The 13,709-nt window shown below is 60.3% G+C and carries 12 protein-coding genes; 5 read left to right on the plus strand and 7 right to left on the minus strand.

Annotation, left to right across the window (positions count from 1 at the left end):
• Positions 1-63: 63 nt before the first annotated feature.
• The 3 genes from AX768_RS15535 to AX768_RS15550 all read right to left on the minus strand — a co-directional run bounded on the left by AX768_RS15535 (position 64) and on the right by AX768_RS15550 (position 3,088).
• Positions 64-1,199 (minus strand): IS3 family transposase gene (locus AX768_RS15535; protein ID WP_442857242.1). Its coding sequence is split into 2 segments (ribosomal slippage): positions 64-935 and positions 935-1,199, totalling 1,137 coding nucleotides; the frame shifts between segments, so codons are not numbered across the junction.
• A gap of 515 nt (positions 1,200-1,714) precedes the next feature.
• On the minus strand, positions 1,715-1,918 hold the full coding sequence (locus AX768_RS15545) for a hypothetical protein (RefSeq protein WP_062001063.1): 204 nt from the start codon (positions 1,916-1,918) through the stop codon (positions 1,715-1,717).
• A 183-nt stretch (positions 1,919-2,101) separates the two neighbouring features.
• Positions 2,102-3,088 carry a LysR family transcriptional regulator gene (locus AX768_RS15550; RefSeq protein ID WP_442857262.1) on the minus strand — a complete coding sequence of 329 codons (987 nt, stop codon included), beginning with the start codon at positions 3,086-3,088 and terminating at the stop codon, positions 2,102-2,104.
• 59 nt (positions 3,089-3,147) lie between these two features.
• Here AX768_RS15550 and metE point away from each other — a divergent pair, with 59 nt between their 5' ends.
• The 5 genes from metE (at position 3,148) to AX768_RS32810 (ending at position 8,752) form a co-directional block, all read left to right on the plus strand.
• On the plus strand, positions 3,148-5,439 hold the full coding sequence (gene metE / locus AX768_RS15555) for a 5-methyltetrahydropteroyltriglutamate--homocysteine S-methyltransferase (RefSeq protein WP_062001065.1): 2,292 nt from the start codon (positions 3,148-3,150) through the stop codon (positions 5,437-5,439).
• Between the two features lie 111 nt (positions 5,440-5,550).
• Positions 5,551-6,324 (plus strand): precorrin-6A synthase (deacetylating), encoded by a 774-nt coding sequence (cobF, locus tag AX768_RS15560; protein WP_062002246.1) that lies wholly within the window; start codon positions 5,551-5,553, stop codon positions 6,322-6,324.
• Positions 6,325-6,407: 83 nt separating this feature from the next.
• Positions 6,408-7,214 (plus strand): hypothetical protein, encoded by an 807-nt coding sequence (locus tag AX768_RS15565; RefSeq protein ID WP_062001066.1) that lies wholly within the window; start codon positions 6,408-6,410, stop codon positions 7,212-7,214.
• An 11-nt stretch (positions 7,215-7,225) separates the two neighbouring features.
• Positions 7,226-8,416 (plus strand): N-methyl-L-tryptophan oxidase, encoded by a 1,191-nt coding sequence (solA, locus tag AX768_RS15570; protein WP_231941478.1) that lies wholly within the window; start codon positions 7,226-7,228, stop codon positions 8,414-8,416.
• A 159-nt stretch (positions 8,417-8,575) separates the two neighbouring features.
• Positions 8,576-8,752 (plus strand): hypothetical protein, encoded by a 177-nt coding sequence (locus AX768_RS32810; RefSeq protein ID WP_155524263.1) that lies wholly within the window; start codon positions 8,576-8,578, stop codon positions 8,750-8,752.
• An 85-nt stretch (positions 8,753-8,837) separates the two neighbouring features.
• On the opposite strand, the gene AX768_RS15575 is transcribed toward AX768_RS32810, so the two are convergent.
• From AX768_RS15575 to AX768_RS15590, 4 genes are read right to left on the minus strand one after another with little or no spacing between them, the layout of a single operon-like run.
• Entirely contained in the window at positions 8,838-10,058 is a 1,221-nt protein-coding gene (locus AX768_RS15575) for an ABC transporter substrate-binding protein (RefSeq protein ID WP_062001067.1), read from the minus strand.
• Positions 10,059-10,111: 53 nt separating this feature from the next.
• Positions 10,112-10,822, minus strand: a complete 711-nt coding sequence (locus AX768_RS15580) for an ABC transporter ATP-binding protein (RefSeq protein WP_062001068.1) — start codon at positions 10,820-10,822, stop codon at positions 10,112-10,114.
• Positions 10,819-11,607 carry an ABC transporter ATP-binding protein gene (locus tag AX768_RS15585; protein WP_062001069.1) on the minus strand — a complete coding sequence of 263 codons (789 nt, stop codon included), beginning with the start codon at positions 11,605-11,607 and terminating at the stop codon, positions 10,819-10,821. The genes AX768_RS15580 and AX768_RS15585 overlap by 4 nt, the downstream gene beginning before the upstream one ends.
• Positions 11,604-13,526 (minus strand): ABC transporter permease, encoded by a 1,923-nt coding sequence (locus tag AX768_RS15590; RefSeq protein ID WP_062001070.1) that lies wholly within the window; start codon positions 13,524-13,526, stop codon positions 11,604-11,606. The genes AX768_RS15585 and AX768_RS15590 overlap by 4 nt, the downstream gene beginning before the upstream one ends.
• Positions 13,527-13,709: the final 183 nt, after the last annotated feature.

Consider the following 13,709-nt stretch of genomic DNA (forward strand, 5'->3'; position numbering starts at 1 on the left):
GAAATAGAGGTGGCCCCGTTCGGTCGGACAGTTTTTTCGATTTTTAAGTGGAACGCTGGGCGGTCACGCTGCCGTTTTCATCGCGGGCAGCATCGCGAAGTAAGCTTCATCCGGGGTCTTGTCCGACAGACTTGAATGAGGCCTTTGCTGGTTGTACCACGTCAGGTAGTTAGCGATCGACTGCCGTGCCTGGCCGACGGACTCATAGGCCTTCAAATATATCTCTTCGTACTTCACGCTGCGCCACAGCCGTTCGATAAAAACGTTGTCCCGCCAGCTTCCCTTGCCATCCATCGACAAAGCGACCCCGCGCGACAGGACCGCGTCGGTGAAGACTGTACTGGTAAATTGGCTGCCTTGATCGGTGTTGACGATCTCAGGCAATCCATATTTCGCGAATGCTTCTTCAAGTGCTGCCACCGCATGCTCAGCTTCCATCGTGATCGCAACCCGGTGCGCTAAAACACGACGGCTAGCCCAATCGATCACAGCAGTCAGATAGACGAAGCCCTGTGCCATAGGCACGTAGGTCGTGTCCAGTGCGTACACCTGGTTGCCGCGCTCGATCTTCCGATCGCGCAGCAGGTACGGCCAGATCTTGTGCGCCAAATGTTTGCGGCTCAAGTTCGGCTTGCGATACAGCGCTTCGATGCCCATTTTGCGCATCAACGTGCCGACGTGCTTGCGTCCGACCACTATGCCCTCTCGCTTGAGCAGGCGCATCAACATGCGCGCGCCGGCAAACGGATGCTCCAGGTGCAACTCGTCGATGCGGCGCATGAGCGCCAGATCCGCGGCACTGACCGGGCTCGGCGCGTAGTACGCACTGGATCGACTGATGCCGACCAGCTTGACCTGCCGGGAAACCGGTAGGGGGTGGGCACGATCAATCATTTCTTTGCGCTCAGCAGGCCTGCCTTGCCGAGCGCGCCGGACAAAAAATCATTCTCCAGCGCCAATTGGCCGATCTTTGCGTGAAGCGTCTTCAGATCCACCGGCGGCTCATTGACGGGCACGCCCGCCGCGCCGAACACATCGGCCGCTCGTTCTTGCAACTGCCGCTTCCATTCTGTGATCTGGTTCGGATGAACCTCAAACTGCTGCGCCAATTCTGCCAGCGTGCGCTCGCCGCGTACGGCTGCCAGTGCCACCTTCGCCTTGAACGCCGCTGAGTGCGTGCGACGGGTTCTCTTAGTCATCGTCTGGTTTCCTTTGTAGGCATTATGCCTATCTCAGAACCCAGCGATTCCACCTAACCGACTGTCCAGATTTCCGGGGCCACCTCTAATAGCCGGATATGTCGTTATCAAGCTTGTCACACTGTGACGATCCAAAGAGCGTTACCTTTCCACTCGAGACCTCCACAAAGCCATATGAAAACCCTGATCCTTGCACTCGCCGCTGCGGCTGTGACGTTGGTAACGATCGCGCCGGCATCCGCTGCGCCCTATCACCATCATCGCGAATGCCATAAAGTCCGCGTTCATCATCACTGGGAACATCGCTGCCGATAATCGATGGTTGAGCTCGTAGACATCAATCGCACGCCGCTCGTGAACCCAGCCTTTTCAGCGCTGGGTTCAACCCGTCCGAACGGCGTGGCGCGCCGGACTGCAAGCTGATCTGGTCGAGGGACGTGCTTACCCGCTGGTTTTCACCTGGGGTGAGAGGGCGCGCGTTGTGCCGTGCGGGCTAGCGCCGTGGAACGCCTGTCTTAGCGCCCGGTTTCGTTCATTTCGCTGCGAAGCAGGCCGATGATCCGCATGGTGTCCTGCATGACCCCGAGCTGTGCTTTTTGCCATTCCGGAGTACCCGTCACGAAGTCGTCGGGATTCCCTTTCCCCTGAGCCTTCCGAAGGACAGCGATACTCAGGTCAAACGCTTTTGTCTCACTGACTTTCCGCATCTTTAATCCCATCGTAATTTTGCGCCATCATCTTCCAGTTTGTCTGGCGTCTTTGGTGCGACAAGCACCGGAACCTCTCCAAAGGGGCGGCCGATGCCATAGTGGCAGATGACCACTATCAAGCGCACTCACTGAATAACGGCAGCGGCTGTAAAAACTTTAGGAAACACCGCAAATCGACTTTAGACGAACGGCTCAGAGATGATTCTCAATGGCGGCCGCACGCTGAACGGTCGAGCCCACGGCCGCATTCCAGTCCGATCCACGTGCGAGCTCGACAAACGCGGTCAGGTAATCGATGGCCTCGTCGGTTTCGCGCACGCCCAGGAAAATCTGCTTGGCGATCCCCTGCGCACCCAGCCGGACCGCGCTGACGGCGACCTTGTCCGCGTATTCTTCGACCAGCCAGCGCGGCAGCGCTGCAACGCCCCGGCCGCTCGCGACCATCTGCAACATGATGTCGGTGGTCTCTATGACCTTGTGCCGCTTCGGCATGACGTTCGCCGGCATCAGGAACTGGTTGTAGATATCCAGGCGATCGATCTCGACCGGGTAAGTGATCAGGACCTCGTCGGCGAGTTCATCGGCGAGAATGAAAGACGCGTCCGCCAGCCGGTGCTTGCGCCCGACCACCAGCACCTGCTCGTAGTCGAATACCGGTTCGAAGCGCAAGCCGGGCTTTCTCAACGGATCGGGCGTGACCAAGATGTCGATGTCATAGCCAAACAGCGCACCGATGCCGCCAAACTGGAATTTCTGTTTGACATCGACATCCACGTCGGGCCAGCGCGCGAGATACGGCGACACCACCTTGAGCAGCCACTGGTAGCAAGGGTGGCACTCCATTCCAATGCGCAGCGTGCCCCGCTGCCCCAGCGCAAACTGCTTCATGCGTTCTTCCGCGTGTTCCATTTGCGGCAACACGCGGTTGGCGAGCGCGAGCAAGTATTGCCCCGCCTGCGTCAGCCGGAGATTGCGCCCGTCGCGCGTCCATACCGCCGTGCCGAGGTGCTGCTCCATCTTCTTGACGGTATGGCTGAGTGCCGACTGCGTCAGGCATAACACGCTCGCGGCGGCCGTCAGGGAGCCCTGACGGTCGACTTCGCGGATGATGGCCAGGTGCGTTCGTTCGAGCATCGTGCGTCCATGAAAGGAACTAATCGATCGATGAGAAATGACCATTATATTTCATGGACCATGCAAACTAAGATCGTGCCGTTCATTCAAGGAGCGGCACATCTATGGTCACGACACACAATCTGGGTTTCCCGCGCATTGGCGCCAAGCGCGAACTGAAGTTCGGACTCGAGTCCTACTGGAAAGGCGAGTCGTCGCTCGACGCACTCAAAAAGCTGGGCGCGGGGCTACGCCGCCGCCATTGGGAAAACCAGGCGGATCTCGACCTGGCGCCAGTGGGCGATTTCGCGTTTTATGACCAGGTGCTGGACATGAGCTTCGCGCTGGGCAACCTGCCGGAACGCGTTCGAGGTTTCCACGGCGATACTCTCGATAATTATTTCCGCGTGGCCCGCGGCCGTTCAGCCGCGGGCGCCGAGGACCACAGCGCGTGCTGCGGCGGCGTTGCTGCCGGCGAGATGACCAAATGGTTCGATACCAATTATCACTTCATCGTTCCCGAATTCAGCGCGGGCACGGAGTTCACACTCGATCCGTCACGTCTGCTCGAACAACTGGCTGAGGCCAAGGCGCAGGGCGTCAAGGCGAAACTGGTGATCATCGGCCCGGTGACGTATCTGGCGATTGGCAAGGCCAAGGACGACTCCGACAAGCTTGCCCTGCTGCCGCGCCTGCTGCCGGTGTACGCGGAACTGTTGACCACGCTGGCCGCAGAAGGCGTGGAATGGGTCCAGATCGATGAACCTATCCTCGTGACCGAGCTGTCCGCCGACTGGCAACGGGTGTACGTCACGGCATATCAGGCGCTCGCGAACAGCAGGGTCAAGCTGTTGCTCGCGACGTACCTTGGCCCGTTGCTCGGCAATCTGGCGCTGGCTTGCAAACTGCCGGTGCACGGCCTGCACCTCGATGCAATCAACGCCCGCGCCGAAGTCGATGCAGTCATCGCTCAATTGCCGCAAGACCGCGTATTGTCGCTCGGCGTGATCAACGGCCGCAATATCTGGAAGACGGATCTGGCGAGCGTGCTCGACTGGCTCGAACCCGTTGCGAAGAAGCTCGGGAAGCGCCTCTGGATCGCGCCTTCCTGCTCGTTGCTGCACGTGCCGGTCGATCTCGACAGCGAGCAGAAGCTCGATACAGAAGTCCGCTCATGGCTTGCGTTTGCGCTGCAGAAACTCGGCGAACTCAAGCTGCTCGCCACCGCGTTGAATCAAGGCCGCGACGCCGTCAAGACCGAACTGGCTGCAAACAGCGCTGCCATCGCCGAGCGACGCGCATCGCCGCGCGTGAACAACCCGATGGTCAAGGCCGCCCTCGCGAAGATCGATCCGGAGCTGGGCCAGCGCAAGAATGTCTATGCGGCACGCGCGAGCAAGCAGGCTGCCTTGCTGAAACTGCCGGCGTATCCGACGACGACCATCGGCTCGTTCCCGCAGACCGGCGCCATCCGCCATGCGCGCAGCCAGTTCAGGAGCGGTGCGCTCGACGACGCCGGCTACAAGGCCGCGATGCGCGCCGAGATCGAGCGCAGCGTGCACGAACAGGAAGCGCTGGGGCTCGACGTGCTGGTCCACGGCGAAGCCGAGCGTAACGACATGGTGGAATACTTCGGCGAACAGCTCGATGGCTACGCCTTGAGCCAGTTTGGCTGGGTGCAGTCGTATGGTTCGCGTTGCGTGAAGCCGCCTGTCCTCTTCGGCGACATCAGCCGCCCGAAGGCCATGACCGTCGAATGGATCAAATACGCGCAGTCGCTGACAGCCAAGCCGATGAAAGGCATGCTCACCGGCCCCGTCACTATCCTGAACTGGTCCTTCGTGCGCGACGACCAGCCGCGCTCCGTTTCGTGCTACCAGCTCGCGCTCGCCATCCGTGAAGAGGTGCTCGACCTCGAAAAGGCCGGCGTGCATGTGATCCAGATCGATGAAGCCGCATTGCGCGAAGGCCTGCCGCTGCGCAAATCGCAGTGGAACGAATACCTCGCCTGGGCGGTGGAATCGTTTCGCATCGCGGCGAACGGCGTGGACGACGAGACGCAGATCCACACGCATATGTGTTACTCGGAGTTCAACGACATCATCGCTTCGATTGCCGACATGGACGCCGACGTGATCACCATCGAGACTTCGCGTTCAGACATGGAGTTGCTCGACGCGTTCGATCACTTCAACTACCCGAACCAGATCGGACCGGGCGTGTACGACATTCACTCGCCGAACATTCCGACGCAAGAGCACATCGTGCAATTGATGAGGAAAGCAGCCGAACGGATTCCGGCGCAACGCCTGTGGGTGAATCCGGATTGCGGCCTGAAGACGCGTCAATGGGAAGAAGTCATTCCGGCGCTGACCAACATGGTGGCGGCTGCCAGGACACTGCGCGCTTCTATCTGACAAGCACGCTGTGCACTCTATCCCGGGCTGGTCCCGGGATTTTCCCGTTCACGGATGCATCGCTGCATCGAGACAATGTATCGTGTCACCAAATCCTTGAACGAGGCGGTGATGAAGCGAATTCTGATCATTGGTATTGGTGCGGGCAACCCCGACTATGTGACTATTCAGGCGGTCAACGCGCTCAACGAAGTGGACGTCTTCTTCGTGATGGACAAGGGCGCCGCCAAGCAAAAACTGATTGCATTGCGGCGGGAGATCTGCCGGCGTTTCATCAAGGGAAACGATTACCGGTTCGCTGAGGCGACGAGCCCGGAGCGGGAGCGCAATGTCGCCGATTATCGCGGGAGCGTGGAAGATCTCAACGACGACAAGCAGGCCGTATTTGAACGGCTCATTTCAGACGAGATGGCGGACGGCGAGTGCGGCGCGTTCCTGACGTGGGGTGATCCGGCGCTGTACGACAGCACGATCCGGATCGTCGATTCGATCATCAGGAAAGGCGGTCACGAGATCGAGTATGAAGTGATCCCCGGCATCACCAGCGTGCAGGCGCTCGCCGCGCAGCACAAGATCCCGTTGAACCGCATTGGGGGATCGATCCAGATCACGACCGGCCGGCTGATTGCGGAAGGTTTCCCGGACAATGTCGATACCGTCGTTGTCATGCTGGATGCCGAAAACGCGTACAAACGTTTCGCGGATCAGGACATCGATATCTATTGGGGCGCGTATGTAGGAACGCCCGATGAAATCCTCATCTCCGGAAAAGTGAGAGACGTCATGGGCGATATCGAGCGCGTTCGCGCCGAGGCGCGCGACGCGAACGGCTGGATCATGGACACTTATCTGATGCGAAGAAATCGAAGTGTCACTGACAGATAGCGAACCATTAGCGAACGTATAGCGGATGAACAACGAACGAACCATGGCGAGCCCGAACTATACTGGCGCATCTGGAGGGTTCAATGACCGATCACGAAAGACTGCACCCGCTGCGTCCGTTCCTGAAGAATTGGGTCTGGGAGCATGGTCGAATCGGGACTCGCTATCTCGATTGCACCGACGGCGCCATCAAGTTCGATGAAGGCAAGAAATCGCATTTTGCCGCCGAGAAATACATCTACGTCCCACTCGACAAAGACGCTCCGGACAACGCCGCCGCGGACGGCCCGGTGATCCAGGAAGCGGGACTTGCCCGCTTTTTGCGAGCGGCGCAACTGGGCACACCGGCGGACGCCGGTTCTGTCGCCGACGTTCAGCGGGCGGTGCAGGACTGCGTGGAGCTTGGCGTCTTCAGCGCGTATCAACGGGAAGCTCACGAAGCGCTCGCCCGGTACGCGGAAGAAGCGATGTTCGACGACGAGATCCGCGCAGCCGTTGTCGAAGACATTCGTCGTAGCTACGCCGGCATGCGTGCGCAACTCGCGCTGTACGATTTCAGCGTGCTCTACGGCTTGCCCGCACCGCTCCTGATCAGCGAGACGCCGTTCATCGACTGGCGAGTGCGTGCCAGGCCGGCGCAACCGTTCGTTTCCCTCCCGCTTGGACCGTACGCTCTGCTGGTCGGCGCGCCGTCAGGCAGGAGCAGCCGTGTCGGCCCGGTCGTCTGGAAAGCTGCGAGCGCAATGGGACCGCTGAAGGATCACAACCGGCATCTCGCGGAGCACGCGCGGCTCTGGCTCGTTGCAACCACGGACGATCAACTGATCGCGGAGCAAGGCCGCTTTGCGCCCGCCATCGATCCGGCAAAAGAGGACACGAAGCCATCATGACAGGCGGTGCTATGAACCGAATGCAGCAGGAACTGCGGTGCGATGTCGTGGTTGTAGGACTGGGCGCCATGGGCGCCGCAACGCTTTACCAACTCGCCAAGGCGGGCGCCAACGTTGTCGGCATCGACCGGTTCGCGCCGCCGCACGATCAAGGCTCGAGTCACGGCGACACACGCATTACCCGCCTGGCGGTTGGCGAAGGCGCCGCTTACATTCCGTTTGTGCACCGCTCGCACGCGATCTGGCGCGAGCTCGAAGCAGACAGCGGCGAAGCGCTCTTCGAGCAATGCGGCGTGCTTGTGATGACGTCGAGCGAAGCGCCCGCACGTCACCATGGCGCGGAAGATTTCACGGGACACACCATTGAACTTGCGCGCCGTTGCGGCATTGCGCACGAGATCCTGAACGCCTCGCAAATCCGCGCCCGGTTTCCCCAGTTCGGACCGGTTCGCGACGACGCAACCGGTTACTTCGAACCCGAAGGCGGTTATGTTCGCCCGGAGCGTTGCATTGCGGCGCAACTGAATGCTGCACGCAAACTAGGCGCTACGGTGATCACCGGCACGACGGTTTCATCGATTGAATCTGACGACGGCGTGGTGCGCGTCAGAGCCGGCGATCGGACGCTCGCGGCCAACAAGGTCATTGTATGCGCCGGAATGTGGTCGGCAAATTTGCTGGGCGAACCGTTCGGCGCGTTGCTGAAGGTCTGCAGGCAAACACTGTTCTGGTTCAGGCTCGAAGAACCATCGATATTTCCAGAAATGTCACCGACCTTCATCCTTTCGCACGGTCCACTGGAAACGGATATTTGCTACGGCTTTCCGCCCGTTCCCGGCGAAGGAAGCATGAAGATCGCAACGGAGCAGTACGTAGGTTTGGATTCCATCGATACACTCGATCGCAATGTCTCGGACGCGGAGGTTGCGCAAATGGTCCGGTCCCACGTCTCGGAGAATTTTGCGGGCGTGACGCCGGAGCTGGTCAAAGCCGCCGTTTGTACCTACACGGTCACGCCCGACTATGGTTTCATCATCGACGACCACCCCATGCTCGCCAATGTGACCGTGGTTTCCGCGTGCTCAGGGCACGGCTTCAAGCACTCGGCGGGTATCGGCGAGGCGCTTGCGCAGCGGACCCTCACGGGACGAAGCGATGTCGATCTCTCGGCGTTTTCGGTGAGCCGTTTTAACGTGCGGTAATTTTACGCAGCCATCCTCCAATTCGTAGCTGTCATTCTTCAGTGAAATAGCCGTAGAATGCCGCGCTTATCGGGGAATTGCTTTGCCGGCGGGAGCCTCACAATTCATCCATGCCAGTCGTTGCGGCAACGTAAAGATACCAATCGGTTCGGGGATGAAATGAGCACGTTGATGTGGGTCGTGTCTGTGTGGGCGATGGCTGCACTGCTGGTCGTGTTGTTCGTGCATGGGGCCAGCATCAAGTCTAAGCCGCCCGCCAGGCGCAAGCCCGCCGAGGCAACGCCGCCGGCGGCACAGACAACGGAGAATTTGCGCCGCGTTTCTTCCGAAGGCTGAAAGTTTCGGTTCCTGTCAGGCCCAGCTAAAAAGCCGCGCTCGTTCCCGGGCGCGGCTTCTTTTTAAACGACAACAGCTCCAAAGCTCAATCCGCCGGCCGCATCTTCGCCACTTCGGCATCCGATGGCTGGACGCTCGCGCCATCGATATACCGGTACGACGTCATCACGCCCTTGCCGTCCTTGAGCGCCGTCGTGCCAACGTACGCGCCCATGGTCGACTGGTTGTCCTGCGCGCGATACGAGATCGGGCCAAAAGGTGTATCGACGGACAAGCCCTTGAACGCCTGCGCCAGCTTCTCGGAGTCGGTCGACCTGGCTTTCTTCAAGCCATCGGCAATGGACATCAGCGCCGAGTATCCGACCACCGATCCGACCCGCGGATAGTCGTGATATTTCGCCTGGTACGCCGCGACGAACTTCTTGTTCGCGGGGGTATCGATGGAATACCACGGGTAGCCCGTCACGATCCAGCCAACCGGCGCCTCGGCGCCCAGCGGATCGATATATTCAGGTTCGCCGGTCAGCAGCGACACCACCGAGACGCCCTTGAACAAACCACGTGTATTGCCTTCACGCACGAACTTGCCGAGATCCGCGCCGAACTCGACGTTGAAGATGGCGTCGGGTTTGGCATCGGCGAGGGCTTGCGTCACGGCGCCTGCGTCGAGCTTGCCGAGCGGCGCGGCTTGATCGGCGACAAACTCCACATCCGGTTGCGCGGCCTTCAGCAAACGCTTGAACGTGGCCACCGCAGACTGTCCGTACTCGTAGTTCGGATACACGACCGCCCAGCGTTTCTTGTGCAGCTTGGCGGCTTCGGGCACGAGCATGGCGACCTGCATATAAGTCGATGGACGCAGCCGGTACGTGTATTTGTTGCCGTCCTGCCAGACGATCTTGTCGGTCAGCGGTTCAGCGGCGAGGAAGAAAATCTTGCGCTGCTTCGCATAGTCGGCGAGCGCCAGACCCGTGTTCGAGAGGAAACCGCCAAACAGCAGCGAGACCTGCTCGCCCGTCACGAGCTCCTGCGCGACGCGAACCGTGTCGCCCGGATTGCCGTTGTCGTCGCGGGAGATGACCTCGAGCTTCTTGCCGTCGATACCCCCTGCCGCGTTGACTTCATCCAGCGCCATGTTCCAGCCGTTCTTGTACGGCCCGAGGAACGCCGGCTGCGCTTTGTAGCTGTTGATTTCGCCAATCTTGATGGTGTCGGCAGCAGCCGCGCCGGTCGACGCCAGGGCGGCGGCTAGCGGCGTAACCATCAGGACGGTCAGGCGCAGCAACGATCCAACACGCGTGGTCATAGTTGTTCTCTCCAGATGGGTGCTGATTAAAAACCGCTTCATACGTTCACGCGTCATACGCTCAAGTAAGCCCGCCGCACGGCTTCGTCGCGTGCGAGTTCGTCTATGGTGCCGCTGAACCGGATCTGGCCTTTTTCGAGCACATAGGCGCGGTCACTGACGAGTTCGGCAAAGTGCATGTTCTGCTCGGAAAGAAGAATGGAAAGCCCTTCGCGCTTCAACTCCAGAATCATGTTCGCCATCTGCTCGACGATGATCGGCGCCACGCCTTCCGAAGGTTCATCGAGCAGGACGAGATACGGGTTGCCCATCAGCGTACGCGATACCGTCAACATCTGCTGCTCGCCGCCGCTCATCTGGCTGCCGGGGCGGTTCGGCATTTCGCCGAGATTCGGGAACAGCTTGAAGAGTTTTTCGGGCGTCCAGCGCGGTGCGTTTTCGCGGGGCGGCTGACGCCCGGTATCGAGATTTTCCATCACCGATAAATCGCCGAACACGCGGCGGTCTTCCGGCACGAAACCCATGCCAAGACGCGCGATGCGATATGGCGGCATCGTGGAGATGTCCTGGCCGCAAAAGTCGATCGCGCCGCGCCGCGCGGGAAGCATGCCCATGAGGGCTTTCATCGTGGTCGATTTGCCGGCGCCGTTGCGGCCCATCAACGCAACCACTTCGCCGCGGCCGACTTCGAGACCGACGTCGTAGAGGATCTGCGCGCGGCCGTAGAAGGCGTTCAGGCCCGAGACCTTCAGCATGGCCGTCATCGAGCAACTCCGTCTTCGGCAAGCGATGCGCGCGGCATGAACGATTTTCCCGTGCCGAAGTACACCTCGCGCACACGCGGATCGTTGCGCACGGTCTCGGCATCCCCCTCGCCGATCAGCTTGCCGCGTGCGAGCACGATGAGTTTGTCGGCGTAAGCGAACACCACGTCCATGCTGTGCTCGGTGAAAAGCACGCCGAGCTTGTGGTCGATCACGAGTTGCTTCGTGAGCGCCATGAGGTCGTTGCGCTCCTTGGGCGCCATGCCTGCGGTCGGTTCGTCCATCAGCAGCAATTTCGGCTTGTTGGCAAGTGCGATGGCGAGCTCGACGCGCTTGACATCGCCGTAAGCGAGCACGCCGCATGCGCGCTTTGCGTGCGCCGCCATGCCGACTTGTTCGAGCAGCGCGAGGGCTTCGTCGGCGTGTAGCGATGGTGCAGGCTTCCACCAGTTGAACAGTTCGTGATCGCGCGAGACCAGCGCCATCTGGACGTTTTCGATGACGGTCATCGAGTTGAACGTGGCCGCGATCTGAAAAGTCCGGCCAACGCCAAGGCGCCAGATATCGCGTGGACGTTTGCCGGCGATCTCGTGGCCATCGAAAAGGATCGAACCCGAGCTTGGCTTCAACTGGCCGTTGAGCATGTTGAAGCACGTCGACTTGCCCGCACCGTTCGGGCCGATCAGCGCAAGCAGTTGTCCGGCTTCGAGGTCGAAGGAGACGTCGTCGACCGCCTTGAGGCCACCGAACGATCTCGCCAGATTCGATACCCGCAGCAACGTCATAGCGCCTCCTTGGCAGGTTGCGGCGCGGCGCCGTGATCGGCATTGCGGCGTGAGTCGAGCTTGTGCTGCACGAAGCCCACGATACCCTGCGGAAATGCGATCACGAGCACCAGGATCGCGCCGCCGAGCAACGCTTGCCAGTAGTCGGTCTGCCGCGCGACGGTATCCTGCAGCCACGTGAACACCGCTGCGCCAACGATGGGTCCGGCCAGCGTCTGTATGCCGCCGAGCAGGACCATCACAAGGCCATCGACCGAGCGCCCCACGCTGATCACTTCCGGCGAGATGGAACCCTTGGAGAACGCGTACAACGATCCGGCAAGCCCGCAAAACAGCGATGAGATTATGAAAGCGACCCATTGAATCCGCTTGACATCGATACCAATGGCTTCAGCGCGCAATACCGAATCACGCGAAGCACGCATTGCATAGCCGAGCGGCGAGAACAGCATGCGCCTGAGCATCCACACGCCGATGACTGCAAAGGACAATGTCAGGTAGTAATACGCAATCGGCGAACTCAGCCACGCCGATGGCCACAGGTTGAGAATACCGTTGCTGCCGCCCGTCACCGCATCCCACTGGTACACGACCGACCACACGATCTGCGCAAAAGCGAGCGTCAGCATGGCGAGATAGACGCCCGACAGACGCACGCAAAACCATCCGAACACGAGTGCGCCCAGGCCCGCAAGCACGGGGCCGAGAACAATGGCGGCTTCCATCGGCAAGTTGAGGACTTTCAGGAACAGCGCTGCGCCATACGCACCAAGTCCGAAATACGCAGCATGCCCGAACGAGTGCATGCCGCCCGGTCCCATGATGAAATGCAGGCTCGTTGCAAACAAGACGGCGATCAGGATCTCGACCAGCAGCACGGGCATGTACGGGAATACGCCCGACAACAACGGCGCGAGCAACAGCACCGCGAGGACGATACCGGCGAATATCTTGAGCCGCGAATCGGCGCGGCGCAGTGGCGTTTCGGCGAACGCCATCGTGCGAACGGCCGTTTGCGCGCGACCAAGCAGTCCCCAGGGCCGCACGACCAGCACGATCGCCATCACTACGAACTCCGCCACGAGCGTGAATTTGCTAAGCGAAAAGACCACGCCGCCAATGGTTACATCGCCAATGCCGATACACAGCGCCTTGATCTCGGCGATCAGCAGCGCGGCCACGAAGGCGCCGGGAATCGATCCCATGCCGCCCACCACCACGACCACGAATGCATTGCCGATGGTATCGAGATCCAGCGAAAGATTCGCCGACATGCGCGGCACTTGCAGCGCGCCACCAAGTCCCGCGAGAAACGCACCGATAAAAAACACGCCCGTGAAAAGCCAAGCCTGATTGATGCCGAGCGCGCCGAGCATCTCGCGGTCGCTCGTTGCCGCGCGCACGAGCGTGCCGAGACGCGTGCGCGTCAGGCCGAACCACAGCACCGCGAGCACGATAGGACCGATCACGATCAGCGCGATGTCATACGTCGGCAGCGAGTGGCCGAGCAGACTGACTGCACCGCCAAGCAACGGTGCGCGCGGGCCGAACAGGTCTTCGGGTCCCCAGATGTAAAGCGCGGCATCGCGGAAGATCAGCACCAGCGCGAACGTGGCAAGCAAGTGGAACAACTCGGGCGCCTGATAAATGCGCCTGAGCACGATCATCTCCACGAGCGCGCCGATTACGGCGACGACGACAGCCGCGGCGAGCATCGAAAGCCAGAAGCCCGCGACCGTTGAACCGAAGCGGCTCGCAATGCTGTAGGCCACGTAGACGCCGAGCATATAGAACGAGCCATGCGCGAAATTGACGATACGCGTCACGCCGAAGATCAACGACAAACCGGACGCGACCAGAAACATGGCGCATGCATCCGCTAGTCCGTTGATGAGTTGCACAGCCAGGTTCGACAACATCGACGCCTCTATCGCTTGGTTTTCATCAGGAAGACGGCGCCTGTCCTGCGCAGCGCTGGATCAACTCATCAACTCATGTACACACTCTAATTCTAGTCTTCTATGCAATGAGTATGCCTGTTTTTCAGCTAGTGACTTGTACTAGGTATTTTGGCCTTTTGTCGCTATGCAGAAGGACCTTAA

It is taken from the genome of Burkholderia sp. PAMC 28687 (assembly GCF_001577465.1).
In the GTDB taxonomy this organism is placed as follows: Bacteria; Pseudomonadota; Gammaproteobacteria; order Burkholderiales; family Burkholderiaceae; genus Caballeronia.

What these genes read in the sequence shown, in the direction of transcription:
- AX768_RS15590 (WP_062001070.1), bottom strand. Translation starts at nt 13,526, where the DNA reads ATGTTGTCGAACCTGGCTGTGCAACTCATCAACGGACTAGCGGATGCA.
- cobF (WP_062002246.1), top strand. Translation starts at nt 5,551, where the DNA reads ATGAAGCGAATTCTGATCATTGGTATTGGTGCGGGCAACCCCGACTAT.
- AX768_RS32810 (WP_155524263.1), top strand. Translation starts at nt 8,576, where the DNA reads ATGAGCACGTTGATGTGGGTCGTGTCTGTGTGGGCGATGGCTGCACTG.
- solA (WP_231941478.1), top strand. Translation starts at nt 7,226, where the DNA reads ATGAACCGAATGCAGCAGGAACTGCGGTGCGATGTCGTGGTTGTAGGA.
- AX768_RS15585 (WP_062001069.1), bottom strand. Translation starts at nt 11,607, where the DNA reads ATGACGTTGCTGCGGGTATCGAATCTGGCGAGATCGTTCGGTGGCCTC.
- AX768_RS15580 (WP_062001068.1), bottom strand. Translation starts at nt 10,822, where the DNA reads ATGACGGCCATGCTGAAGGTCTCGGGCCTGAACGCCTTCTACGGCCGC.
- AX768_RS15545 (WP_062001063.1), bottom strand. Translation starts at nt 1,918, where the DNA reads ATGGGATTAAAGATGCGGAAAGTCAGTGAGACAAAAGCGTTTGACCTG.
- AX768_RS15550 (WP_442857262.1), bottom strand. Translation starts at nt 3,088, where the DNA reads ATGGTCATTTCTCATCGATCGATTAGTTCCTTTCATGGACGCACGATG.
- metE (WP_062001065.1), top strand. Translation starts at nt 3,148, where the DNA reads ATGGTCACGACACACAATCTGGGTTTCCCGCGCATTGGCGCCAAGCGC.
- AX768_RS15565 (WP_062001066.1), top strand. Translation starts at nt 6,408, where the DNA reads ATGACCGATCACGAAAGACTGCACCCGCTGCGTCCGTTCCTGAAGAAT.
- AX768_RS15575 (WP_062001067.1), bottom strand. Translation starts at nt 10,058, where the DNA reads ATGACCACGCGTGTTGGATCGTTGCTGCGCCTGACCGTCCTGATGGTT.